Below are 25551 nucleotides of genomic sequence, written 5' to 3'. Positions count from 1 at the left end.
CGGCCGGGGACGGAACCCCGGGCCGCGGGGCGGGGGCTGCCGGGCCGACGGAGGTGGCCACGGCCGACACCGGGGCCCGCCGGGTGGCATCATGGCGCCCCACATCGGTGGTGTGACCAGGTCAGGGGACGCGCATGTCAGGCAAGACCGGGGCCCGGAGGCGGGCCCTCTTCCCGGTGGCGGTCCTGGTGGTGGCCCTGCTGGCCGCGTGCGGGGGCGGCGACGGGGACCAGGCCGTCGAGGGCGGGGGTGAGGGCGTCACCGTCGAGGCCCTGGACAACGTGTTCGGCGAGGAGGACCCCCACGTGGTCCGCGTCGACCCCGGCGGCACGGTCACCTGGGAGAACATCGGCCGCAACGACCACAACATCATCCCCGTGGACGCGGCCCGCTTCGGCGTGGGGGAGACCGAGTTCCGGCCCGGCGACACCTACGAGGCCACCTTCGACGAGCCCGGGGCCTTCCAGTACTACTGCTCGCTCCACGGCAACGCCTCCGACGGGATGGTCGGCACCGTGCTGGTGGGCGACGTGGAGGCGCCGCCGCCGCCCCCGCCGCCGCCCGACGTGCTCGACATCGTGGCCAGCGGCACCACCATCGAGGTCCCCGAGGACCACGGGACCATCCAGGGCGCGGTGGACGCCGCCGGCGAGGGCGACCTGATCCTGGTGGCCCCCGGCACCTACGAGGAGGCCGTGCAGGTGCCCCGGGGCAAGGACGGCATCACCATCCGCGGCCTGGACCGCCAGGGGGTGGTCCTCGACGGCGAGTTCACCCGAGCCAACGGCATCCAGGTGGTGCGGGCCAACGGGGTGGTGATCGAGAACATGACGGCCCAGAACTACACCAAGAACGGCTTCTTCTGGACGGGGGTGACGGGCTACCGGGGCTCGTACCTGACCGCCTACCGGAACGGCGACTACGGCGTCTACGCCTTCGAGTCGACCAAGGGCCAGATCGACCACTCCTACGCCTCGGGCAGCCCCGACGCCGGCTTCTACATCGGCGGCTGCCAACCGTGCGACGCGCTCATCACCGACGTCATATCGGAGTGGAACGGGTTGGGGTACTCCGGCACCAACGCCGGGGGGAACCTGGTCATCGCCAACTCGACGTGGCGCTACAACCGGGCCGGCATCGTGCCCAACAGCGGGTCGTACGAGCCCGAGTACCCCCAGGACGACAACACCATCGTCGGCAACCTGGTCCACGACAACAACAACGGCGAGACCCCGGCCATCGACATCGCCATCACCGCCATGGGCAACGGGATCCTCATCGCCGGGGGCATCAACAACACCATCGAGCGCAACCGGGTGGTCGAGCACGACCTGGGGGGCATCGTGGTCATCACGTACCCGGAGAGCGCCGAGTACGTCTGGGAGGCCACCGGCAACGTCGTGCGCGACAACGTCGTCACCGGCTCGGGCCTGGGCGACCTGGGCCTGTGGTTCGACTCCGCCGGCCAGGAGACGGGTGGCAACTGCTTCGCCGGCAACGAGTTCGGGACCAGCGCCCCCGAGGGCCTGGAGGACGAGCTGCCCTGCCCGGCCCCGGACAGCGCGGACCTGACCGAGGGGGCGTTCGACCTGGGCCGCCTGGCCACCAACGACGGCAAGCCCGAGTCGGTGCCCTACGACCGGGCCGACATCCCCGATCCCCCCGACGCCGACCAGCCCGAGATGCCGAACCCGGCCACGGCCCCGGCCCGCCCCGCGGTGGACGTGCCCCTGGTGCTCGACGTCGCCGCCATCGAGGTGCCCGCCGCGCCGTGACCCCGGACCGGTGACGGCCGGCGAGGAGGCCGGGGGCGCGGCGGGGTTCCGGCGCGGCCCGGCCCGCCCCGGCGGGGACGGGGCCGGCCAGGGCCGCAGCGACACGGGGGGTGCCGGAGCGGCGGGCGACGACGGGCGCCGGCGCGGTGGCGGCCGAGGTGGGGCGCTCCGGAGGGGGGTGCCTCGGAGAAGGGGGCTCCGGAGGGGCGTGCTGGCGGGGGTGGCCGTGGTGATCGCCACCTCGCCGTTCGGCTCTCCCGGGCCCGAGGGGTCCCGGGCCGTCCCCGTCGGGCCCACCGAGCGGGCCGGGCACGCCGGCCACACCCCTCCCAGTGGTGCGCCGGGGCCATCGGAGCCGGCGGGCGAGGACTGGGTCGCCCGGACCGACGACGACGCCCTGTTCTCGGTGGACTGCCGGTTCAGCCACCGGGCCGGCGACGACCCCATCGTCCACCCGGGGGTGCCGGGGGCCAGCCACAGCCACGAGTTCTTCGGCAGCACGGCCACCGACGCCGCCTCCACCGGGCCGTCCCTGCGGGGCACGGCCACCACCTGCGAGGACGCCGACGACACCGCGGCCTACTGGGTGCCCACCCTGTTGGTGCGGGGCGTGCCGGTGGAACCGGTGCTGCTGCGGGCCTACTACCGGGCCCGGCCCGGCGTGGACGTGCGGGACGTGACCGCCCCGCCCCCGGGCCTGGCCATGATCTCCGGCGACCCGTCCGCCACCGGCTCAGGATCGGGCGCCCATGGTGACGGGCACGCCGGCACGGCCGGCCCGGAGGGGGTGGTCGACCCGGGCTGGGGGTGCGGGCTGCGGCCCCGCCGGCTGCGGGCCGAGCCGCCCACCGACTGCAACGACCGGTCCCCGCTGACCCTCCAGCTGCGGTTCCCGGACTGCTGGGACGGCCGCCACCTGGACAGCGTCGATCACCGCGGCCACGTGGCCCGCAGCGTCGACGGCGCCTGCCCCTCGACCCATCCGGTGCTGATGACCGAGCTCCAGGTCTCGGTGTCGTGGCCGGTCACCGGGGCCGACGGCGCGGAGGTGACCCTGGCCTCAGGGGCGGTCCAGGGCGCCCACGGCGACTTCCTCAACGGGTGGGACCCCGCCGCCCTCGACGGGCACATCGACCTCTGCGTCCACGCCAAGGCCAACTGCACCATCGGCTGAGGCGTCCGGCTCAGGCGGTGAGGCGGGTGCGCCAGTCGGCCAGGAGCTCGGCCAGGGTGTCCTCGATGGCGATCTCGGGCTCCCAGCCGGTGGCCGCGGTCAGCTTGGCGTGGGAGCCGCGGAGGACGGGGATCTCGACCGGGCGCAGCAGGTCGGGGTCGGTCTCCAGGCGCAGGGTGGCCTCGGACAGGCCCAGCAGGACGTCGGCCACCTGCTGGACGGCCAGGTCGGTGCCCGAGCACACGTTGTAGGCCTCGCCGGGCTCGCCCCGCTCGGCCAGGAGCCGGTAGGCCCGGACCACGTCGCGGACGTCGGTGAAGTCCCGGCGGGGCGACAGGTCGCCGATGGAGAGCACCTGGCGGCCGTCCCGCTCGGCGCCCGCGATGCGGCTGGCCAGGGCCGAGGCCAGGAACTTGTCGGCCTGGCCGGGGCCCAGGTGGTTGAACGCCCGCACCCGCATGACCGGCAGGCCGTGGCCCAGCCAGGCCTGGAGGCCGAGGTAGTCGGCCGCCACCTTGGACGCCGCGTAGGGCGAGGCCGGCCGCAGGGGGCTGTCCTCGGTGAGGGGCAGCTCCTCGGGGCGCACCTTGCCGTAGACATCGGCGCTGGAGACGGCCACCACCCGCTGCACCCCGGCGGCCTGGCAGGCGCTGAGCACGTTCAACGTGCCCTCGGCGTTGGCCCTGAAGGCCTCCACCGGGTGGGCCCACGAGCCGCCCACGTCGGCCCAGCCGGCCAGGTGGTACACCACCTCGGGACCGGCGGCCGCCACCTCGGCGGCGATGGCGGCCGGGTCGGTGATGTCGGCCCCGCCGTGGGCCGGGTCGGTGGTGACGACCTCGTCGCCCGCCTCGGTGAGGTGCCGGACGAGGTGCCGGCCGACGAAGCCGCCGGCCCCGGTGACCAGCGCCCTCATCGGGCGGGGGGCGGGGGGCAGGGCGGGGACCAGGTGGCCGGCGGCATGGGCGGCGATGGTAGCGCCGGGCCTGCCGGAGCCCGCGAGGGCCCGGGCTCCCCGGGCCGTCGGGGGCCCTCCACTACGCTCGACCGCGCCCGATGGTGCACCGGACGATCGGGCCCCGGCTCCGGGACCCGGTGCGAGAGGAGACCCGTTGCCCCCCCACCTGTCGGTGCTGCTGCCGGCCTACAACGAGGCCGAGAACCTGGCCGAGCTCGTCCCCGAGATCGCCAAGGTGCTGGAGTCGGCGGGCATCGACCACGAGGTCGTGGTGGTCGACGACGGGAGCACCGACGGCACCCGCCGGGTGATGGGCGGGTTGCGCAGCCCGACGGTGCGGTCCATCCGGCTGCGCCGCAACTCGGGCAAGTCGGCGGCCCTGGCCGTCGGGGTCGAACAGGTCCGGGGCGAGATCGTGGTGCTGATGGACGCCGACGGGCAGGACGACCCCGAGGAGATCCCCCGCCTCCTGGCCCACCTGGAGGCCGAGGGCCTGGACCTGGTGACCGGGCGCCGGTCCGTGCGCAACGACCGCTTCGTCAAGCGCACCACGTCCAAGCTCTACAACGGGGCCACGGCCCGGGTCACCGGCGTGCCGGGCCGTGACTTCAACAGCGGGCTCAAGGTCATGCGCCGGGAGCTGGCCGAGTCGGTCGAGCTCTACGGCGAGCTCCACCGCTACATCCCGGTGCTGGCCGTGTGGAACGGCTTCCGGGTGGACGAGCTCGACGTCGAGCACCACGAGCGGCGCCACGGGCGGTCCAAGTTCGGGCGGGCCCGGTTCTGGCGGGGCTTCCTGGACCTGGTCACGGTCAAGTTCCTGACCACCTACACGGCCCGCCCCTTCCACCTGTTCGGGGGCATCGGGTTCCTCATCGGCCTGGTGGGCTCGGGCCTGCTGGCCTGGATGGCCGTCGAGCGCATCGCCGGGCGGTCCATCGGGACCCGGCCCGCCCTGCAGGCCGGCGTGCTGCTGGTGGTGGTGGCGGTCCAGATGGTGTCGCTGGGCCTGCTGGGCGAGCTCATGGTGAACCTGCGGCGCCGGCGCACCCTGGAGGCGTCGGCCGAGGGGGACCTGGCGTGAGCCCCCGAGCCACCACCGGCACCACCATCGGCCTGGCCCCCGGCGCCCCGGCCGAGGCGGCCGGGCAGGACGCGGCCAAGTACGGCACGACCAACCCGGTGGTGCAGCGCCTGCTGGGGCGCTGGATGGACGAGGTGCACAGCGTGCTGGGCGACGTGTCGGGCGTGGTCGTCGACGTGGGCGTGGGCGAGGGCCTGGCCCTGGAGCGCATGGTCCCGGGCGGGCACCCGGCGGTCGGCCTGGAGTATCGCCTGGACAAGGCCCGGGCCGCCCGCCAGCGCCTCGACTGGCTGGCCCCGGTCTCCGGCGACGCCGGCATGCTGCCCTTCCCCGACGACTGCGCCGACCTGGTGACCTGCATCGAGCTGCTCGAGCACCTGCCCCGCTACCGGCCGGCGGTGCTGGAGCTGGCCCGCATCACCCGGGGCCGGTGCGTGGTCTCGGTGCCGTGGGAGCCGTGGTTCCGGCTCGGCAACCTGGGCCGGGGCAAGAACGTGCGCCGGTTCGGCAACGACCCCGAGCACGTCCAGGCCTTCACCCCCAAGAAGCTGGTGCGGGCGTTGCGGCGGGGCTTCCGCGACGTCGAGCTCCACCCGTCCTTCCCCTGGCTCATCGCCGAGTGCCGCGGCCCCAAGGGGCCGTAGGTCCGGCCGGCCGAGTTGGCCCGCGGCCGGGGCAGCGGGCCATGATCCGGCCGACATCGTCTGCGAGGACGGGGACCACCCATGACGGCGACCGACGAGCTCCTGGCCAACAACGCGCGGTACGCGGCGAGCTTCTCCTCCGCGGGCCGGCCGCTGCGGCCGGCCCGGAAGCTGACCGTCCTGGCCTGCATGGACTCGCGGCTGGACCTGTTCGGCATCCTCGGCCTGGACCAGGGCGACGCCCACATGATCCGCAACGCCGGCGGCGTGGTCACCGACGACATGATCCGGTCCCTGGCCATCTCCCAGCGACGCCTGGGCACCGAGGAGATCATCCTCATCCACCACACCGACTGCGGGATGCTGACCCTCACCGACGACGACTTCAAGCGGGAGATCGAGGAGGAGACCGGGATCCGGCCCTCGTGGGCGGTGGAGGCCTTCGTGGACCTGGAGGCCGACGTCCGCCAGAGCATGGCCCGCATCCGGGCCAGCCCGTTCGTCCCGCACCGGGAGAACGTGCGGGGCTTCGTCTACGAGGTGGACACCGGGATCCTGCGCGAGGTGACCCCGCTCAGGTGACCCGGTCCCGGTACTCGGCCGAGGTCTGGAAGCCCCGGATGAGGCGGTCGGGCCCGTCCCGGCGGGTGACCGGCACCCAGTGGGCGAAGCCGCTGGCGTCGGGCGGCCGGTCGAGCATCCCCAGGTAGAGCATGGTGACGTCCACCGAGGGCTGGAGGCGGCCGGTGGCGGTGGGGCCCTCGGCCACCCGGGCCACCAGGGCCCCCCGGGTGGTGCCGGAGGCGAGCCGCCCGGTCTCGGTGGCCAGCTCCTGGGCGGTGGGCGCCCGGCCCAGGGCGTTGCGGTAGACGGCGTCGACGAACTGCTCGTCGGTCAGGTTCGCCGTCGTGGGGTGGGCGTCGATCAGGTCCTGGGCCACGGTGGCCAGCGGCGTGCCCTGGCGGAGGCGGCTGGCGTCGGCCCGCACCGCGGCGGCGGAGGTCGGGTAGGTGCCGCCGATGCCGAAGTGGGCCCGGACCACGGGGGCGATCACGTCCTCGAACTCGGGGGTGCGGATGAAGGCGTTGATGACCCACGACCCGCTGCGGGTGCCGTGGTGCAGGCGCGCCGTCCAGTAGGCGCGCCCGGGGTCGTCGGCGGCCCGGCCCAGGAAGTCGCGGTACTGCTGGTCCACGAAGGCGGCCGGGCAGGTGAACGGCGTCCAGCGGGGCGGGGCGGTGCTGAACCGGGCGCCGCGCCCGGCGTTGGCCTTGAACGTGGCCCACGGCGCCGCGCACATCCCCTGGTCGGTGGTCAGGAGCTGGACCCGGTGCACGTCGTTGGCCCGGCCGTAGGGCTGGCTGTGGCCCCGGCGGACGTGCTCCTGGTAGGCGATGAAGGTCCGGCCCCCGATCTCCCCGATGCTGGGCGTGGTCGACGGGACCACGTGGGTGGACCCGCTGCCCAGGGACAGGGCGTCCTCCACGGTGCCGGTGGAGCCGGAGTAGACCCGCAGGGTGAACTCCAGGGCCGAGACCACCTCGGCCTGGCCGTCCCCGTCCACGTCGGCGATGGCCGGGCTGGAGTGGGTCCCGGCCCCGCCGGGGTTGCAGCCGCTGCCGTTCGTGCGGTCGCACGCCGCCCAGCGCCGGCTGCCGTTGCCGTTGAAGGCGTACAGGTAGCCGCCCTCGGAGGTGACCACCACCTCGGGCCGCCCGTCGCCGGTGAGGTCCCCGAGGGCGGGCGAGCCCATGACCCGGCCGTTGGTGGCCGCCGGCCAGCCGGGCACGGCCCGGCCGGTGCGCCCGGTGATGGCGATGACCTTCCAGCCGTTGGGGTTGGGGTAGTAGACGCCCGAGCCCACCACGATGTCGACGTTGCCGTCGGCGTTGATGTCGCCCACCGCCGGCGACGACCAGATGACCTGGCCGGCGAAGCGCTTGGGGTAGCCGCCATAGGTGCTGCCGCTGCGGTTCAGGACCCAGACCAGGCCGCCGCTGGGGCCGCCCAGGACGGCGTTGCTGGCGTCGACGTCGCTGCCCACCACGATCTCGTTGGTGCCGTTGCGGTCGATGTCGGCGATGACGGGGGAGGACCAGATGGTGTCGTACAGGTTGCGGCGGAACAGCAGCGTGCCGCCCGCGGTCCAGGCGTAGACGTGGTGGTTGTAGCTGGCGGCCACGATGTCGGGCCGGCGGTCGCCGTTGACGTCACCCAGGGCCGGCGTGGCGTGGAAGCCCCGCGGGAAGCAGATGGGCAGGCAGCCCTGGGGCCCCCCGTCCCCGAAGGTGCGGAGGCGCCCCCCGGAGGGGCCGTCGAGGAGGACGACCCGGCCGTCGAGGGTGCCCACCACCACGTCGGGGCGCCCGTCGCCGGTCATGTCGGCCACCGCCGGCGACGACTGGATGGAGGTGCGGCCCAGGTCGGTGTCCCACAGGCGGGACCCGTCGGCCCGGAAGGCGATGACCCACCCGTCGACGGTGGCCGTCACCACCTCGGCCACGCCGTCGCCGGTGACGTCGGTGACCGCCGGGGACGAGAACGACGCCGCCGAGCCGTCGCCGTCGTAGTTGCCTCGCAGGACGTGGTCGAGGTTGCGGGACAGGCGCAGCGTGGCCGTGGCCCGGGGGGCGGGCTGGCCCGGGGCCTGGCCGGCGGGAGGGGAGGGGACCGCCCCGGCCGGGGCGGCGGGCGCGGTGGCGCTGGCCAGGGCCAGCAGGACGGCGAGGGCCGCCGTCCAGGGTCGACGGCGCTGGTGCCTGGTCGTCATCACGTCTCCTCGCGCCGCGGCCGGCGCCTCGGGTCGGACCGCCCCCCCAGCCATCGGCAGGTGCGCCTCCCCCGTGAGCCGCCGCCCCGCCGGGGGGGTCGGGACGGGACGCTAGCCTCGCCCGGATGCACCAGCGGCGGACGATTCGACGGACGTCAGCGGCCCGCACCGGGACCGGGGCCGCCCCCTGCCCCGGGGCCGGCCGTTGATGGCCCGGGGAGCCCGGCACCGCCTCGTCATCGACGGCCAGGCCCTGGTCGACGACCACTTCAGCGGGGTCGGCCAGTACGCCAGCGGCGTGCTGCGGGGCCTCGACGAGCTGCTGGCCGAGCGCTCCGACGTCGACGCCCGCATCGCCGTGCCGGTCAAGCGGATCCCCCGCCTGGCCCCCTTCCGGTTCCGGCGCATCCGCCCCCTGGCCGTCCCCCTCCCCCTCAGCGTCCAGCGCCGCCTGATCGTCGGGGACCGGCTGCCCCCCATGGACCGCCTGTTCGGCCGGGCCACCTACTTCTTCCCCAACTTCGTGCGCTGGCCCCTGGCCGGCAGCCCGTCGGTGACGGCCGTGCACGACCTGTCCTTCGAGGTGCTGCCCCAGTTCGCGGACGCCGACAACGGGCGGTTCCTGCGCCGGGCCGTGCGCCGCAGCGTGGAGCGCTCCGACCGGGTCACGGCCCTGACCGGCACCATGGCCGACGAGATCGCCACCCACTACGGCACGCCCCGTGACCGGATCGACGTGGTGGGCTGCGCGGTGGACCGGGTGCGCTTCTACCGCCGCTCGGCCCGGGAGGTGGCCGAGGTGACGCGGGCCCACGGCATCTACGGCGACTACGTCCTGTCGGTGGGCAACATCGAGCCCCGCAAGAACCAGGTGCGGCTGATCGACGCCTTCTGCGCCCTGCCCCGGGAGGTGGCCGGCGACCTGACCCTCGTCCTGGTGGGGGCGGGGGCGTGGCGGGAGCACGAGATCCGGGCCCGGGCCCAGGAGGCGATCGACGCCGGCCACCGGGTCAAGGTGCTGCTGGGCTGCGTGGAGGACCGCCATCTGGCCGCCCTCTACAGCGGGGCCCGGTGCTCCGCCTACGTCAGCGTGTACGAGGGCTTCGGCATGCCCCCGCTGGAGTCCATGGCCTGCCAGACCCCGGTGGTGGTGAGCGACGCCTCGGTCATGCCCGAGGTGGCGGGAGGGGCGGCCCGCCTGGTCGACGTGAGCGCCCCCGAGCCCATCGCCGAGGGCCTGCGGGCCGTGCTGGAGATGGACGACGGGGCCCGGGCGGCCATGGTCGAGCGGGGCCTGGCCAACGTGGACCGCTACGACTGGCGAGACTCGGCCCAGGTGCTGCTGGGCTCGCTGGCCACCGCCGGGGGGTGGGCGCGGTGAGGGTCGGCTTCGACTTCCGGGCCATGCAGATCGGCCACCAGTTCCGCGGCATCGGCCAGGTGGTTCGGGAGGGGTGCCGGCACCTGGCCGCCTCCCTGCCGGACGAGGACCGCTTCGTCCTCTTCACCGACCCGGCCGGGCCGGCGGTGGAGGGGGTGCTGGACCAGGTCGGGGCCAGTGACCGGGTGGCCGCCACCGTGGACCTGGCCACCCCCCGCTGGGGCCGGGCCCAGCGCCTGAAGGGCGGCCTCAGCGCCGGCCAGAGCCGCACCATCGCCGAGGCCTGCGACGTGTTCGTCCAGTTCGACTCGGCCCTCGGCGTGCCGCCCGAGCCCGCCACCGTGGTGGTGGTGTACGACCAGATCCCCGTCCTGCTGGGCGACCGCTACCCCCTGGCCTACCGGCCCACCTACCGGGCCGCCCGCCAGGCCGGCCTGGGCCTGCGCCTGTCGGCCCAGCGGGCCCTGGGGCGCGAGGCCTACGAGCGGGGCGTGGTCGACGCCCTCCGCAAGGCGGGCCGGGTGCTGGCCATCTCCGAGCACACCGCCCGGACCACGGCCGAGCTGGCCCGGTCCCGGGGGGTGACCGGCGTGGGGGACAAGATCGAGGTGGCCCACCTGGGCCACGACCCCGAGGCCCTGCGGGCCGGCGACCTCGACGTCCTGGAGCAGGCCCGCATGGAGGGCGAGGGCCTCGACCGGCACCCCTTCCTGTTCTTCATGGGCGGGGTCGACGAGCGCCGCCGCATCGACCTGCTGATCACCGCGTTCAACGACCTGCGGGCCCGGGGCCGGGACCTGAAGCTGGTCTTCGCCGGCTACGACTTCCAGGGGCTCCACACCATCTTCACCGAGTCGGCCCGCCGGGCCATCGAGGAGTCGTCCTACGCCGAGGACATCCACCTCCTGGGCTTCGTCAGCCCGACCGAGCGGGCCTGGCTCTACCGGCGGGCCGAGGCCTTCGTCTTCCCCACCGAGCACGAGGGCTTCGGCCTCCCGGTGGTGGAGGCGGTGGCCACCGGCTGCACCGTCGTCACCTTCGACACCACGTCCATCTCCGAGCTGGGCGGCCCCAACCGCTACCTGTGCGAGGGGACGTGGCCGGCGCTGGCCGAGGCCATCGCCACCGTGCTGGACCGGCCCGAGGACCAGAAGCGGGCCGACGCCGAGGCCGGGGCCCGGTGGGCCGAGGGCTTCACCTGGGACGCCTTCGGGGCCGCCCTGGCCCGGGGCGTGACCGACCTGGGCGGCGGGGGCCGGCGCCGCTAGGCCGACGGCACGGCCACCCCGACCCGGCCGAGCACGGCGGCCAGGTCCCGGGCCAGCACGGGCCAGGCGTGGCGCTCGGCCACCAACCGCCGCCCGGCGGCGGCCCGGGTCGCCGCCCCCTCCGGGTCGGACACGGTCTCGATCACCGCCTCGGCCAGGTCGGCGGGCTCGGCCAGGCGCAGGTGCTCACCGTCGGCCACGTCGATGCCCCGGGCCCCGAACGGGGTCGACACCACCGGGAGTCGCCAGGCCAGGAACTCCAGCAGCTTGAGGTTGGTGCCCGAGCCGGTGCGCATGGGGTTCAGGGCCAGGTCGGCGGCGCCCAGCAGGCCGACCCGCAGCCGGTCCGGCACCTCGCCGGTGAAGCGGACGTTGGCCGGGAGGCGGCGGCCGGCGAAGGCCAGGCCGTGGTGCCCGACCGAGAGGAACTGCACGGCCGGCACGCAGGCTGCCACCTCGACCAGCAGCTCGGCGGCGTCGATGTTGGGCGGGTGCCACGAGCCCAGGAACACGGCCAGGTGCGACGGGCGGGCCGGGTCGCCGGCGGGCCACCAGCCCCGCCACCGCTCCGAGCGGGCCCGCCGCCGGGCCGGCGACGGCGCCTCGGCCGGCACCGCGGTGCCGTTGGGCACCACGGTGATGTCGGCCGGGGCCCGCCCGTACCGGTCGGCCAGGGCGGCGGCGTCGGCGGCCGAGGTGGTGGTGACGTGGGCGGCGCCGGCCACCGCGTCGCCCTCGATGGCCTCGACCAGGCCGAGGACGGCCCGGCCCCGCGGCGTGTCGGGGAGGGCCCGGGCCTTCAGGGCCCGCTCGTCGTTGAAGGCGTCGTAGACCAGGGGGAGCTCGAGGCCCGCCTCCCGGACGGCGGGGTGCAGGTAGGGCTCGGCCACGACGACGGCGGAGGCGCCGTCGGCCGCCCGGCGCAGCGCGTCGAGGTAGGCGGGGGTGAGGGCGATGTCGGTGCCGGCCAGGACGTCGGTGACGGGCAGGCCGACCTCGGTCCCCAGCCGGTCGGCGACGGCCCGGTGGGCCTCGGACCGGCGGACGGTGGTCTGGGTGAACCCGGGCCCGAGGTCCACCGTCCCCTCCGGGTCGTCGGCCAGGCCCAGGGCCACCACCTCGACCTCCAGGTCCGGGGCCAGGTGGCCGTAGAGGTGGCGGGCCCGGAGCTGGCCCCCGCCGACCCGCCCGTCCAGGGGGAAGGTGGTGGCCACCACCACCCGGGGCCGCCCCGGTGGGCGACGTCGAGCGGTGGCCGGCGGGCGGGGGGCGGCGTCGGTGCCGGTGTCGTCGTCGTCGGCCAGCAGCGTGGCCACGGCCCCCGGCCAGGAGACCAGGGCGCCCCGGGCCCGCCCGGCTCGGCCCATGGCCGCCGCCGCCGCCGGATCGGCCACCAGGCCGGCCAGGGCCCGCCCCAGGGCCACGGGGTCGGCCTCCACCACCCGGCCGTGCACCCCGTCGACCACCAGCTCGGTCGGGCCCCCCGAGTCCCGGCAGGTGACCACCGGCGTGCCCTGGGAGAAGGCCTCCAGGGTGACCAGGCCCAGGTCCTCGTCGTCGGGCACGAAGGGCACGGCGGTGGCCGCGGCGTAGCCGGCCCGCAGCTCGTCGTCGGGCACGAACCCCAGGAAGGAGATGCGACCGTCGGGGGCGGCCTGGCGCCGGAGCCGGTCGCCCTCGGGGCCGGTGCCGGCGATGTGCAGGCGGGCCGGGCCCGGGACGTGGGCCATGGCCGCCACCAGCAGGTCCAGGCGCTTGCCCCCGTCGAGGCGGGAGGCGGTGAACAGCAGCGCGGGATCGGCCCGGGGCACCGGGTCCGGCGGCGGCCCCAGGTCGCCGGGCAGGCGCAGGACCCGGGGCACCACCCCCGGGGGCAGGTAGCCCGGCCGGGAGGCCACCGTGCGGGACAGGGCCAGGTGGCGACGGGTGGCCGGCGGGGTGAGGGCCACCGTGTCGAGCCACCGCACCACGGCCCGGGCCAGGGGGCCGGGGAACACCAGGTCCGGGTGGTCGGGCCCGACGCGGTCGAGGATCTCGTCCCAGCGGGCGAACAGCTCGGGCACCCGGCCCGGGTCGGGACCGGCCCGGAGCAGGGCGACCAGGGCCGCGGTGGCCGGCGTGGTGGGCTCGGCGCGACGGGGCCGGCCGAAGAGGTGGTAGTGGTCGTAGAGCCCCCGCAGGGGGTGGAACATCAGCACGGTGTGGTGCGGGTGGCGCACCAACCAGGCCGGGTACTTGGCCGTGACCACCCGGTCGAACCGGCCCAGGTCCAGCTCCCAGAAGGCCCGGTAGCCGGCCACCAGGCCCGGCAGGTGGGACTCGTCCACCGGGACCCTCACCGTCTCCACCTGGTGGGGGGTGAGGCGCGCCACCGCGGCGTGCAGGCCGTCGACGGCTCGCTCCGCCCCTCCGTACACCGGCGGCACGGGCGCCGGCGCCACCACCGCGACCCTCATCGGGGGTCGGTCGCGTCCCCTGCGGCCCGCCGGAGCTCCTCGACCTCGCGGCGCAGCGCCGCCACCTCGTCCCGCAGGGCCCGGACCTGCTCGTCGACCACGTCCACGGCCAGGTCGACGGTGGTCATGCCGGTCAGCAGGCGGGTGGTGCGGGCCCGCTGGAGGGTGGCCTCCCGCACCAGCACGTCGACGGCGCCGATGGTGTGGTCCTCCACCCGGTGCTGCACGTCGGTCACCGGCCGCACGGCCCGCAGGACCGATTCCTTGACCGGGCGGAGCCGGGCCCCGTCGGGGACGGTGACGCCGTCGTCGAGGGCCTGGCGGGCGATGGCCAGGAGGCGGGCGGCCTCGGCCACCGGGTCGTCGTCGCCCTCGTCGTCGGCCGGCCAGGGGGGCGGGGCGACCGGGTCGCCGGCCTCCGGGCCGGCCTCGTCGCCCGCCGGGGTGGGGCCGGGCCCGGCCTCGTCCACGGCGCGGCGGGCGGCGGGCGTGTCGCTCATGGCGCGGGATCGTACTCACGGCGCCCGGCCCGGGCCCCCGGACGGCGACCGGGCCGCCCGGCGCCGGTCAGGAGAACCGGGCGGCGTACTCGGCGGAGCCGAAGATCTGGTTGACCAGGGAGCTGCGGTCGGCCTCGACGAAGACGGCCAGGTCGTGCATCTGGTCGGTGGTGGCGGCCCGCTGGAGCATGGCGTCGTGGGTGACGACGGCCTCGACCACGGACCGGGTCTGGCCTCGGTACTCCGAGGACTCCGAGAACTGGGCCATCACGCCGCCCCGGTCCTCGGCCCCGCTGGACAGCCGGCCCTCCCAGTACTGCTGGCCCGACGGGTCGGGCTCGCGCCCCAGGACGTTGCGGTAGACGAGCCGCACGAACTCGCGGTCGGACAGCGAGCCGTAGCGGCGGCGGAACTCGGCCGAGTCGGCGAAGGAGGCCGACACCTTGCGGATGCTGGTCCCGGCGTCCATCCGGGCCCACCAGTAGCGCAGGCCGGGGTGGTCGGGGGCCCGGTCGAAGTAGGCCAGGTACAGCCGCACCGGGGCGGCCGTGCGGCGCTGGAGCTCGCCGGACTCGAGGAGGGCCACCACCAGGGCGTTGCGGTTGGTGTTCCCGTTGACCAGGTTGGTGTTCCACCACGTGCGGCCCTCGTAGGTCCCGGGGTTGCGGAGGAAGTCGACGTACTGCCGGTAGGTCAGGGTCTGGGCGTCGGGGAAGGGCCGCCACCGGGACGGGTCGGGGTCACCGGTCGGGGGCTCGGGGTCGGGATCGGGGTCCGGGCCGCTACCCCCCATGTGCTGGGCGGCCAGGTCCCGGATGGTGCCCATGCGGCTGATGACGCTGGCTCCCGGGCAGGCGGTGGTGCTCGACTGCTGGTGGTAGTTGACCACCGGCAGGGTCACCCGGGTGCCGGCGCTGTAGCGGGTGCTGCCGCCGCTGGTGACGGTGACGCTGCCCTTGGGGTTGAGGCCGTGGAGCGACAGCTTCCAGCCGATCAGCCGGGCCGCCGAGTTGATCATGGCCGAGGTGGGCGTGGCCGCCGCCGGCGAGGCCCCGGGCTCGAACTGGCCCAGGAGGGTCACGCCGGAGCTGTAGGTGTTGAAGCCCATGGCGTGCCCGCCGACCACCGGCTTGGTGACGTCGCCGCTGCGGCCCTGCCAGATGGTGCCGTACTTGTCGACGACGAAGTTGTAGGCGATGTCGCACCAGCCGAGGGAGCCGGTGTGGTAGCGGTAGATCCCGTCGATCAGCCCGGGCACCTGGGCCTGGGTGTAGGAGTTGGTGCTGGCCGTGTGGTGCACCACCACGTGGTCGAGCCGCGACGCCACCGAGGGCCCGGAGCCGCAGCCGCTGGTGCCCGACCTCCACCCGCCGGAGGCCCAGTCGCTGCGGGGGCGGATGGTGGGGCGGGCCGCGGCCGCCCGCGAGGTGCTCTCGGGCGGGGCCTCGACCGCCACCGGCTCGCCCTCGTGGTAGCGCATGCGCAGGAGCTCCAGGCCGGACACGGGGCCGGCGTCGACCCGGACCTCGAGGGTGTCGGCGCCGTCGGAGCCCAGCCACACCACGTCGCTGCCCACCCGGCCGGCGCCCTCGCCGCCCTGGTCGGCGGGGTCGGGGGCGAGGGGGAGCCAGTCGGTCCAGGAGCCGGCGGGGCCCCGGCTGCGCAGGGCCAGGCGGGCGCTGGCCGGCCCGGCCGGCCCGCTGGTGCCCCCGTCCCAGGACAGGGCCACCATCTGGGTGCCGGGGAGCAGGACGATGGTCTCGGACCAGCCGGTGGGGGCCGGGGCATCACCCGCGGCCCGGGCCGACGAGGCGCCGGCCGGCCCGCTGAGGGGGATCTGGTCGGCGTCCATGGCGCCCGGCCCGGCCGCGGGCGCCGCGTCGAGGGGGGCCGGGGCCGCGGCGGCGGGCCCGGGGGCGGCGCCGGTGGTGGCGCCGACCAGGAGGGAGGTGCCGACGACGAGGGCGGCGAGCCGGCCGACCGAGGCCCGCAGGCCGGTCCGGCGACGCCCCCGGCGGGGGAGGGAGGAGGTCGTCGTGGTCACCCTGGCATGATCGGCCTCGGCTCACGCAGTGTGAAGATTTCGTCACATGGCGAGAGGCAACTCGCTCTGACCAGGGCTGATGCAGACCACTGCCTGTGGGACCCGGCCTCACGACGAGTGGCCGGCCGGGGGCGGGGCCGGGGTCGTAGGGTCGGCCCCCATGGCCCCGACCGCTCCCCGGCGTGTCGCTCTCGACGTCACCAGCCTCCTCGGCCCCCGCACCGGCGTCGCCGCCCTCACGGCCGCCCTGGTCGAGGGCCTGGCCGCCCGCCCCGACGTCGACCTCCGGGCCTTCGCCGTGACCTGGCGGGGGCGGCGGGCGCTGGCCGCCCAGCTCCCCCCCGGGGTGGCCCGGGCCCGCCTCCCGATGGCCGCCCGCCCCCTGCGGGCCCTGTGGTCGCGGTCCGACCGGCCCGCCGTCGAGGCCTGGACCGGCCCGGTCGACGTGGTGCACGGGCCCAACTTCGTGGTCCCCCCGACCCGGCGGGCGGCCCGGGTGGTGACCGTCCACGACCTCACCGCCTGGCACCACCCGGAGATGGTCGACCGGTCCAGCGCCGCCTACCCGGCCCTGGTGGCCCGGGCCCTGGCCGCCGGGGCGTGGGTGCACGCCCCCAGCCGCTTCGTGGCCGACGAGGTCGTCGACCGGCTGGGCGCGGCGCCCGACCGGGTGGTGGCCATCGCCAACGGCGCCCCCGACCTCGGCCCCGACGGCCCCGGCCGGGACGCGGCCCGGGGCCGGGCCGTGGCCCGGGCCGAGCGCTACGTGCTGGCCGTGGGCACCGTCGAGCCCCGCAAGGACCTGCCCGGCCTGGTCACCGCCTTCGACGCGGTGGCGGCCCGCGACCCCGAGGTGCGCCTGGTGCTGGCCGGGGCCCGGGGCTGGGGGGCCGACGCCCTGGACGCGGCGGTGGCCGCCGCCGCCCACCGCGACCGCATCACCGCCCTGGGCTACGTGGACGAGGCCACCCGGGCCGCCCTGCTGCGGGGGGCCAGCGTGGTGGCCTACCCGTCGGTCTACGAGGGCTTCGGCCTGGTCCCGTTGGAGGCCATGGCCGCCGGCGTCCCCCTGGTCACCACCCGGGCCGGGGCCATCCCCGAGGTGGTGGGCGATGCCGCCGAGCTGGTCGGGGTGGGTGACGGGGACGCCCTGGCCGAGGCCCTGGACCGGGTGCTGTCCGACGAGGCCCGCCGGGCCGAGCTGGTGGCCGCCGGCCACACCCGGCGGGCCCGCTTCCGGTGGTCCACCGCGGTGGAGGAGGTGGCCGCCCTCCACGCTCGGGCCGTCGAGGACGCCGGTCAGAACAGGCGGGGCACGTTCGACTCGATGCCGCGCAGCTCGTCGTAGTCGACCTCCACGCACAGCAGGCCCCGGTCGGCGGCCAGCACCTTGGCCTGGGGCTTGATCTGCTGGGCCACGAACATGCCCCGCACCGTGCCCAGCCGGGGGTCGCGGCGCAGGAACTCGACGTAGCGGGTGAGCTGCTCGACCCCGTCGATCTCGCCCCGCCGCTTGACCTCCACCACCACGGTGGTCCCGTCCGCGCCCCGGCACAGCAGGTCGACGGGGCCGATGTCGGTGAGGTGCTCGCGGCGGATGAGGGTCAGGCCCTCCTCCATGGTGCCGGGCCGCTCGGCCAGCAGGACCTGGAGGTGGGCCTCCACGCCGTCCTTCTGCAGGCCGGGATCGACGCCCATCTCCCAGGACGTGTCGCTCAGCACCTCGTCCATGGTGATGGTCAGGGTCTCGCCCTTCGGGTTGGTGACCAGCCAGCGCCCGTCCCCCTCGACCAGCCGGTTGGGGGCGTTCATCCAGTTGAGCGGCTTGTAGGCCCCGCCGTCGGCGTGGATGGCCACGCAGCCGTCGGCCTTCACCATGAGGAGCCGGGTGGCCATGGGCAGGTGGGCGGTGAGCCGGCCGGAGTAGTCGACCTGGCAGCGGGCGATCACGATGCGCACGGGTGGAGCGTAGGAGGCGAGCTGGGGCTCAAGCCCCGGGGCCACCCCGCCGTCGGGTGACCCGGCGCCGCACCCGATGGAGCGGGCCGGGCCGCCGGCGCGACCCCAGCCGCGCCGCGATGACCTCCCGGCGGGCCTGGAGCTCCCGGTGGGTGAGGGCGTCGGTGCCGGCGTCGACCCCGTAGAGGGCCCGCACCCCGTCCATGTCCAGCTCCCACGAGGTGTCGTCCAGGCCGGCCTCGGCCGCGATGCGGCTGCCGTGCTGGGAGGCGAAGTAGGTGGCGATGTGGCTGATCTCGGCGAACAGGTCCAGGTCGGGGGCCAACGTGGCGATGGCCCCGTCCAGGAACACCATGTTCTTCACGAACAGCATCAGCTCCTTGGGCAGCTTGGCGCCGTAGCCGATCAGGCCCTTCACCACCACCTGGATCTCGGCCGTGAGCTGCTCGGGGGTGAGGGTGGTGGGGTCGATGGTGGGCCGGTCCAGGCCCAGCTCCGCGATCACCGCGTCGAGGTCCACGTCCGCCGGCAGGGCCCCCAGGTCGCGGATGGCGGCCAGCTGGCCGTGCAGGTCGTTCACGGTGGCGCTGACCAGCAGGCGCAGGAAGGCCAGCCGGCGCTCCTCGCCCAGGCGGCCGGTGATGCCGAAGTCGAGCAGGGCGGTGCGCCCGTCGGGCAGGACGAACAGGTTCCCGGCGTGGAGGTCGCCGTGGAAGATGCCGTGCAGCATGGCCCCCTCCAGGAAGCCGATCATCCCGCCCCGCACCAGGGCGGTGGTGTCGATCTCGGCGGCCCGCATGCCCTCGACGTCCTCGAAGGCGAAGCCCGACAGGCGCTCCATGACCAGCACCCGGCGGGTGACCAGCCGGGGGTGCGGCCGGGGCACCACGTAGTGGCCCTGGCCCAGGGCGGCGTACACGCCCGCCAGGGCCAGCATGTTGTCGGCCTCCAGGCGGAAGTCGAGCTCCTCGGTGATGGTCTCGCCGAACACCTCGACCAGGGCCGGCGGGTTGGCCAGGGCGGTGACCGGGATGCGGCCCACCATGGGCGGCGCCAGCCAGGCCATGACCCGCAGGTCGGCCTCCACCAGGCGGGCCACGTCGGGCCGCTGGACCTTGACCACCACCTCGATGGGCTCGCCGCCCGGCTCGGCCGGGGGCAGGGCCGCGGCGTGGACCTGGGCGATGGACGCCGCGGCCAGGGGCCGGCGGTCGAAGCGGACGAACACCTCCTCCAGGGGCCGGCCCAGGTCGCCCTCGACCACGGCCCGCACCGAGGCGAAGGGCTCGGGGGGCACCTGGTCGCGGCAGCGCCGCATCTCCTCCACCAGCTCGGCCGGGAACAGCCCCTCGCCCGAGGCGATGATCTGGCCCAGCTTGATGTAGGTGGGGCCCAGGGCCTCGGCCGCCAGCCGCAGGCGCCGGGAGATGTCGGCCCGCGACGCGCTGCCCCCCTGGCGCCGGGCCCCCAGGGCCCAGGCCGCCAGCGGGGGCGCCAGGCGGGAGGTGACCCGGGCCAGGCGGCGCAGCGGCGGCACCCGGGGCGGCCGCACCAGCGACGGCAACCGGCGCCGCACCCGGGCCCGCTCGGCGGGCACCGCGTCGCGCCACGGCAGGTCGTCGAGGTCGATGGTCCAGGGGCCGGCGTCGGTGAAGGTGCCGACGGCCAGGTCGGCGGCGGGAGCGGGCACGGGCGTCACCCGGGCAGTCTGACCGGCGACGGGTGCCGGCGTCGTGGCGGAGCGCGGCCCCGGCCTTGGCCCCGGTCCCGGGGCCGAGGGCGTACAGTCGCCGTGTGGGTCCGGGGCACGACGTGGGGGGCGAGGCCACCATGACGGCGGCCGTCGATCCCTCCGCGCTGGCGGCCCGGGTGGCCGCCGCCTTCGCGGCCACGCCCGAGGCCACGGGCTCCACCCAGCGCCTCCTGGAGCTGGTGGTCGAGGCCTTCTCGGACTGGGGGACCGTCCACCTGGTCCAGCCCGACGGGTCGCTCCAGCGGGTGGCCGCCCACCACCGGGACCCCACCGCGGCCCCCCTCATCGAGCGGCTCATGGCGGCCGAGAGCGTCGACCCGGTGGCCGCCGACCTCATGGCCGAGCCGCTGCGGACCCGGCGGGCCGCGGTGTCGCGCTCCACCGCGGCCGAGCTGGCGGCCATGGCCCCCAGCCCCGAGGTGCGGGAGCTGTGGCGCCGGCTCGGCCTGCGCAGCGGGGTGCTGCTGCCCCTGGTGGCCAGCGACCGCCCCGTCGGGGTCCTGGCCCTCATGTCGGCCGACCCCGGCAGCTTCACCCCCGCCGAGGTGACGGCCCTGGAGAGCCTGGCCGCCGAGTGCGCCCTGCTGGCCGAGACGGCCCGGCTGGCCCGTCGGGCCCAGGCCGAGCAGGGCGAACGCCTCCGGGTGCGGGCCGTGCTCGACACCCTCCTGGCCCACGCCCCGGTGGCCACCGCGGTGGTCGACACCGGGGGCCGGGTGCTGCACCACAACGACGCCCTCCGGGCCATGGACGACACCGCGCCCCGGCCCTCGCCGGCCGACGGCGACGACCCGGCCCTGCCCCGGCCCCTGCACGACCTGGTGCCCCAGGTGGCCGCGGGCGTCGAGGCCCTCGTGGCCCAGGTGCTGGACCGGGGCCAGGCCGCGGCGCCGGCCGAGATCCGCACCGGCGAGCCCGGGCACCGCCGCCACTGGCAGGTCACGGCCTTCCCCATCCGTCGGGCCGACGGCGTGCTGTTCGGCGCCGGGCTGATCTTCGCCGAGGTCACCGAGGAGCGACTGGCCTCCCGTCGCCAGCGCGAGAGCCTCGCCCGCCTGGACCTGTCCCTGGAGGCCGGGGGCCTGGGCACCTGGGACTGGGACGTGGCCACCGGCCAGGTGACCTGGTCGGCGGGCCTGGAGGCCATCGCCGGGCTGGAGCCGGGCACCAGCGACCGCACCGGGGTCACCGTCCTCGACGCCGTGCCCGAGCCCGACCGCGACCGGGTCCGGGTCGGGCTGGTGGAGGCGGCCCGCACCGGGCGGGACTACCACGACGAGTTCCGGCTGGTCCGCCCGGACGGCGAGCTGCGCTGGGTCGAGACCCGGGGCCGGGTGGTGGCGTCACACGACGGCACCCCCTTGCGCATGATCGGCGTCGCCTCGGACGTGACCGAGCGCCACCTCATGGAGGACGTCAAGCTCAAGCTCCTGGAGCGGGAGCACCAGGCCCGCCTGGCCGCCGAGGCGTCGCGGGAGCGGCTGGCCCTCCTGGCCGAGGTCAGCGGCATCCTGGCCTCCACCCTCGACCCGCAGGGGGTCTACGACCAGTTGGCCTCGCTGCTGGTGCCGCGGGTGGCCGACTGGTGCATCCTCGACGCCCTCGACGACGACGGGAGCCTGCGGGAGACGGCCATCGTCCACGTCGAGCCGGGCAAGGTCCCCCTGGTGCGGGAGATGCGGGAGATTCGCCGCCGGGCCGGAGGCGACGGCATCTGGAGCGTGCGGCGGGCCATGCGCACCGGTCGCTCGGAGCGGGTGGAGGACATCACCGACGAGGACCTGCAGGCCGCGGCGGTCGACGGCGACCACCTGCGGCTCCTGCGCACCCTGGCCCCCCGCTCGGCCCTGGTGGCGCCCCTGGTGGCCCGGGGCCGGGTCCTGGGCGGCATCACGCTGGTGGCCACCGGCGAGCGGTCCTACGAGGCCGACGACCAGGCCCTGGTCGAGAACATCACCGGGCGGGCGGCCACCGCCATCGACACCGCCCACCTGTTCGACTCCCGCTCCGAGGTGGCCCGGGCCCTGCAGCAGACCCTCCTGCCCCCGGCCCTGCCCGAGATCCCCGGCATCGACCTGGGGGCCCGCTACCGGGTGGCCGAGGCCGGCATCGAGATCGGCGGCGACTTCTACGACGTGTTCGAGACCGCCGCCGGCTGGAGCGTGGTCCTGGGCGACGTGTGCGGCAAGGGCCCGGCCGCGGCGGCCGTCACCGGCCTGTTCCGCCACACCTTGCGGGCCGTGGCGCCGGGCCTGGCCGCCGGCGACGGGCCCCACGGCCCCGCCGCGGTGCTGGCCGCCACCAACGACGCCATCCTCGACCAGATCGACGACACCCGCTTCGCCACCGCGGCCCTGGTCCACCTCCGGCCCGGCCCGGGGCGGGCCGAGGCCACCGTGTCGTGCGGCGGCCACCCCCGGCCCATCCTGGTCAGGGCCGACGGCCGGATCGAGCGGGTCGAGGCCGCCGGCACCCTGCTCGGGGTGCTGCCCGACCCGCCCCTCCAGGAGGTCGACCTGGACCTCGACCCCGGCGACGCCCTGGTGCTCTACACCGACGGCGTCACCGAGGCCCGCCAGGGGCCCCACCAGTTCGGGGAGGACCGCCTGATGGAGGCCCTGCGCGCCGCCGCGGGGGCCGGCTCGGCGGTCGAGGTGGCCGACCGGGTGGTGCGGGCCGTCGACGACTTCCGCGACCCGGCGGCGGCGGCCGACGACATCGCCGTCGTCGTCATCCGGGTCCCCGGGCTCAGCGGCGGGTGACGGCCAGGACCTGCTCGGCCAGGGCGGGGTGGCAGACCAGGAGGTCGGGCAGCCACGGGTCGGGGCGGTTGTAGGCCAGGGGGGCGCCGTCGATGCGGGAGGCGTGGAAGCCGGCGGCGGTGGCCACCGCCACCGGGGCGCAGCTGTCCCACTCGTACTGGCCCCCGGCGTGGGCGTAGACATCCGCCGCCCCCCGCACCACGGCCGCCACCTTGGCCCCGGCCGAGCCCATCTCCACCAGGCGGGCCCCCAGGGCCTCGGCCACGGCCAGGGCCACGGCCGGCGGGCGGCTGCGGCTGACGATGACCCGGGGCTGGTCGGGCACGGGGCCGGGCCCGGCCGCCGGCTCGGCGGTGGAGAGGGTGACGCCCTGGGCCGGGAGGGCCACGGCCCCGGCCACGGGCTGCCCGCCGGCCACCAGGGCCACGTGCACGGCCCAGTCGTCGCGGGGCGGCTCGCCGTACTCGCGGGTGCCGTCGAGGGGGTCGATGATCCAGGTCCGGGCCGCCCCCAGGCGGGCCGCCTCGTCGGCGCCCTCCTCGGAGAGCACGGCGTCGCCGGGGGCCTCCGCCGCCACCCGGGCCATGAGCAGCTCGTGGCTGCGCCGGTCGCCCTCCCGCTTCAGGGTGGCGGCGTCGGCGCCGGCCAGCTCCTCCCGCAGGGCCAGGAGCAGCCGCCCGGCGTCGTCGGCCATGTCGACGGCCAGGCGGTGGTCCGCGGCGGTGGCCAGGGGGGCGCCGTCGGCGGCGGGGGAGGGGGGCATCGGGCCAGTCTGGCCCTCCGGGGCCGGGGGGCCGGCCGCCGGACGGGGTCGGGGCCTCCCGGAGGGTCCCGCTACGCTCGCCAGCCGTGTCGTCCCGCACCGCCACGCCGCACTACCGGCTCTCCCACCTGCGCGCCCTGGAGGCCGAGGCCATCCACATCGTCCGGGAGGTGGCGGCCACCTTCGAGCGGCCGGTGCTGCTGTTCAGCGGGGGCAAGGACTCGGCGGTGATGCTCCACGTGGCCCGCAAGGCCTTCTGGCCCTGCCCCCTGCCGTTCCCGGTCATGCACATCGACACCGGCCACAACTACGACGAGGTGCTGGCCTTCCGCGACGCCGAGGCCGAGCGCCACAGCCTGCGCCTGGTGGTGGCCTCGGTCCCGGACGCCATCGCCGCCGGCAAGGTGGTCGACCCGGGGGGTCCGGGCGCCAGCCGCAACCGCATCCAGACCCCGGTGCTGCTGGAGGCCATCGAGGAGCACGAGTTCGACGCCGTGTTCGGCGGGGCCCGGCGCGACGAGGAGAAGGCCCGGGCCAAGGAGAGGGTGTTCAGCTTCCGCGACGAGTTCGGCCAGTGGGACCCCAAGAACCAGCGGCCCGAGCTGTGGAGCCTCTACAACGGCCGCCACCACAAGGGCGAGCACATCCGGGTCTTCCCCCTCAGCAACTGGACCGAGCTGGACATCTGGCAGTACATCGGGGCCGACGAGGTCCGCCTGCCGGACCTGTACTTCGCCCACGAGCGCGAGGTCGTCCGCCGCGACGGCATGTGGATCGGGGTGACCCGCCACATCACCGTGGGCGACGACGAGGAGGTGGAGGTCCGCTCGGTCCGCTTCCGGACCATCGGCGACGCCACCGGCACCGGGGCCGTCGACTCCACCGCCTCGACCATCGACGAGGTCATCGCCGAGGTGGCCGCCACCCGCATCACCGAGCGGGGTGCCACCCGGGCCGACGACCGCATCAGCGAGGCCGGCATGGAAGACCGCAAAAAAGAGGGCTACTTCTGATGAGCGAGCTCCTCCGCCTGGCCACGGCTGGATCGGTCGACGACGGCAAGTCGACGCTGATCGGGCGGTTGCTGTACGACTCGAAGGCCATCTTCGAGGACCAGCTGGAGGCGGTCGAGGCCACCTCCCAGCGCATGGGGGCCGAGTACACCAACCTGGCCCTGCTGACCGACGGGCTGCGGGCCGAGCGGGAGCAGGGCATCACCATCGACGTGGCCTACCGCTACTTCGCCACCCCCCGGCGGAAGTTCATCATCGCCGACACCCCCGGGCACATCCAGTACACGCGCAACATGGTCACCGGGGCCTCCACCGCGGACCTGGCCCTGGTGCTGGTGGACGCCCGCAAGGGCCTGGTCGAGCAGTCCCGGCGCCACGCCTTCCTGGCCTCGCTGCTGCAGATCCCCCACCTGGTGCTGTGCGTCAACAAGATGGACCTGGTCGGCTGGAGCGAGGAGCGCTACCGGGAGATCGCGGACGAGTTCCGCGACTTCGCGGCCAAGCTCGACATCACCGACCTGGCCACCATCCCCATCTCGGCCCTGGAGGGCGACAACGTCGTCTCCCGCAGCACCCAGATGGACTGGTACGAGGGCAGCTCCCTGCTCCACCACATGGAGGAGGTGCACATCGCCAGCGACCGGAACCTGATCGACGCCCGGTTCCCGGTCCAGTACGTGCTGCGGCCCTACTCCAACGAGCTCCACGACTACCGGGGCTACGCCGGCACCGTGGCCGGGGGGACGTTCAAGCCCGGCGACGAGGTCCTGGTCCTGCCCTCGGGCTTCACCTCCACCGTCACCTCCATCGACACCGCGGATGGCCCGGTGGACGAGGCCTACGCCCCCATGTCGGTGGCCATCACCCTGGCCGACGAGATCGACATCTCCCGCGGGGACATGATCTGCCGGCCCCACAACCAGCCCCGCGCCACCCAGGACGTCGAGGCCATGGTGTGCTGGATGGGCGAGGCCTCCACCCTGGCCCCCCGTTCCAAGCTGGGCATCAAGCACACCACCCGGTCGGCCCGGGCCCTGGTCAAGGACCTGCAGTACCGGCTGGACGTCAACACCCTGCACCGCGACGAGGCGGCCACCGAGTTGTCGCTCAACGAGATCGGCCGGGTCACCCTGCGCACCACCCTGCCGCTGTTCTGCGACGAGTACCGCCGCAACCGCACCACCGGCAGCTTCATCCTCATCGACGAGAACACCAACGCGACGGTTGCCGCGGGGATGATCCTCTAG

The 25551-nt window shown here is 75.7% G+C and carries 19 protein-coding genes; 11 read left to right on the top strand and 8 right to left on the bottom strand.

Annotated features, from left to right (window positions below):
• Positions 1-134 precede the first annotated feature (134 nt).
• Entirely contained in the window at positions 135-1775 is a 1641-nt protein-coding gene (locus VEW93_14395; GenBank protein HYI62979.1) for a right-handed parallel beta-helix repeat-containing protein, read from the top strand.
• Positions 1776-1983: 208 nt separating this feature from the next.
• Positions 1984-2949, top strand: a complete 966-nt coding sequence (locus VEW93_14390) for a DUF1996 domain-containing protein (GenBank protein ID HYI62978.1) — start codon at positions 1984-1986, stop codon at positions 2947-2949.
• A 10-nt stretch (positions 2950-2959) separates the two neighbouring features.
• Here VEW93_14390 and VEW93_14385 read toward each other — a convergent pair whose 3' ends face one another.
• Positions 2960-3865 carry a GDP-mannose 4,6-dehydratase gene (locus tag VEW93_14385; GenBank protein HYI62977.1) on the bottom strand — a complete coding sequence of 302 codons (906 nt, stop codon included), beginning with the start codon at positions 3863-3865 and terminating at the stop codon, positions 2960-2962.
• Between the two features lie 196 nt (positions 3866-4061).
• Here VEW93_14385 and VEW93_14380 point away from each other — a divergent pair, with 196 nt between their 5' ends.
• The 3 genes from VEW93_14380 to VEW93_14370 all read left to right on the top strand — a co-directional run bounded on the left by VEW93_14380 (position 4062) and on the right by VEW93_14370 (position 6217).
• Positions 4062-4991: a glycosyltransferase family 2 protein gene (locus tag VEW93_14380; GenBank protein HYI62976.1), complete on the top strand. Its 930-nt coding sequence runs from the start codon at positions 4062-4064 to the stop codon at positions 4989-4991.
• Complete coding sequence (locus VEW93_14375) at positions 4988-5635, top strand: methyltransferase domain-containing protein (GenBank protein ID HYI62975.1); 648 nt, start codon at positions 4988-4990, stop codon at positions 5633-5635. Before VEW93_14380 ends, VEW93_14375 begins: the two co-directional genes overlap by 4 nt.
• Positions 5636-5716: 81 nt before the next feature.
• Entirely contained in the window at positions 5717-6217 is a 501-nt protein-coding gene (locus tag VEW93_14370) for a carbonic anhydrase (protein HYI62974.1), read from the top strand.
• Here VEW93_14370 and VEW93_14365 read toward each other — a convergent pair.
• Positions 6210-8405, bottom strand: a complete 2196-nt coding sequence (locus VEW93_14365) for an FG-GAP-like repeat-containing protein (GenBank protein ID HYI62973.1) — start codon at positions 8403-8405, stop codon at positions 6210-6212. The genes VEW93_14370 and VEW93_14365 overlap by 8 nt on opposite strands.
• A 208-nt stretch (positions 8406-8613) precedes the next feature.
• Between VEW93_14365 and VEW93_14360 the strand changes: the two genes are divergently transcribed.
• Entirely contained in the window at positions 8614-9786 is a 1173-nt protein-coding gene (locus VEW93_14360) for a glycosyltransferase family 1 protein (protein ID HYI62972.1), read from the top strand.
• Entirely contained in the window at positions 9783-11054 is a 1272-nt protein-coding gene (locus tag VEW93_14355; GenBank protein HYI62971.1) for a glycosyltransferase family 1 protein, read from the top strand. Before VEW93_14360 ends, VEW93_14355 begins: the two co-directional genes overlap by 4 nt.
• On the opposite strand, the gene VEW93_14350 is transcribed toward VEW93_14355, so the two are convergent.
• The 3 genes from VEW93_14350 to VEW93_14340 all read right to left on the bottom strand — a co-directional run bounded on the left by VEW93_14350 (position 11051) and on the right by VEW93_14340 (position 16054).
• Complete coding sequence (locus VEW93_14350; GenBank protein HYI62970.1) at positions 11051-13510, bottom strand: glycosyltransferase; 2460 nt, start codon at positions 13508-13510, stop codon at positions 11051-11053. The two genes, VEW93_14355 and VEW93_14350, sit on opposite strands and share 4 nt — an antisense overlap.
• Complete coding sequence (locus VEW93_14345; GenBank protein ID HYI62969.1) at positions 13507-14010, bottom strand: hypothetical protein; 504 nt, start codon at positions 14008-14010, stop codon at positions 13507-13509. The genes VEW93_14350 and VEW93_14345 overlap by 4 nt, the downstream gene beginning before the upstream one ends.
• 67 nt (positions 14011-14077) lie before the next feature.
• Positions 14078-16054, bottom strand: coding sequence for a DUF4214 domain-containing protein (locus VEW93_14340; protein HYI62968.1), 1977 nt, complete (start codon positions 16052-16054; stop codon positions 14078-14080).
• 160 nt (positions 16055-16214) lie between these two features.
• Between VEW93_14340 and VEW93_14335 the strand changes: the two genes are divergently transcribed.
• A complete protein-coding gene (locus tag VEW93_14335; protein ID HYI62967.1) occupies positions 16215-17402 on the top strand; it encodes a glycosyltransferase family 1 protein in 1188 nt (395 codons plus the stop codon).
• Here VEW93_14335 and nucS read toward each other — a convergent pair.
• Together nucS and VEW93_14325 are read right to left on the bottom strand one after the other, a co-directional pair.
• Positions 17354-18013 carry an endonuclease NucS gene (gene nucS, locus VEW93_14330; protein ID HYI62966.1) on the bottom strand — a complete coding sequence of 220 codons (660 nt, stop codon included), beginning with the start codon at positions 18011-18013 and terminating at the stop codon, positions 17354-17356. The genes VEW93_14335 and nucS overlap by 49 nt on opposite strands.
• Positions 18014-18041: 28 nt before the next feature.
• Positions 18042-19712 (bottom strand): AarF/UbiB family protein, encoded by a 1671-nt coding sequence (locus tag VEW93_14325; protein HYI62965.1) that lies wholly within the window; start codon positions 19710-19712, stop codon positions 18042-18044.
• Positions 19713-19807: 95 nt separating this feature from the next.
• Between VEW93_14325 and VEW93_14320 the strand changes: the two genes are divergently transcribed.
• Entirely contained in the window at positions 19808-22528 is a 2721-nt protein-coding gene (locus VEW93_14320; GenBank protein ID HYI62964.1) for a SpoIIE family protein phosphatase, read from the top strand.
• Here VEW93_14320 and VEW93_14315 read toward each other — a convergent pair.
• Positions 22515-23291 (bottom strand): 3'(2'),5'-bisphosphate nucleotidase CysQ, encoded by a 777-nt coding sequence (locus VEW93_14315; protein ID HYI62963.1) that lies wholly within the window; start codon positions 23289-23291, stop codon positions 22515-22517. The two genes, VEW93_14320 and VEW93_14315, sit on opposite strands and share 14 nt — an antisense overlap.
• A gap of 86 nt (positions 23292-23377) precedes the next feature.
• Here VEW93_14315 and cysD point away from each other — a divergent pair, with 86 nt between their 5' ends.
• The gene (gene cysD / locus VEW93_14310) at positions 23378-24304 is read left to right on the top strand and encodes a sulfate adenylyltransferase subunit CysD (GenBank protein HYI62962.1); all 927 of its coding nucleotides are present in this window, start codon (positions 23378-23380) and stop codon (positions 24302-24304) included.
• Complete coding sequence (locus VEW93_14305; protein HYI62961.1) at positions 24304-25551, top strand: GTP-binding protein; 1248 nt, start codon at positions 24304-24306, stop codon at positions 25549-25551. Before cysD ends, VEW93_14305 begins: the two co-directional genes overlap by 1 nt.

The organism is Acidimicrobiales bacterium, assembly GCA_035630295.1.
Lineage (GTDB): Bacteria > Actinomycetota > Acidimicrobiia > Acidimicrobiales > Iamiaceae > Iamia.
The sequence above is the reverse complement of the archived record's forward strand: the minus strand, read 5'-3'. Positions and strand labels throughout refer to the sequence as shown.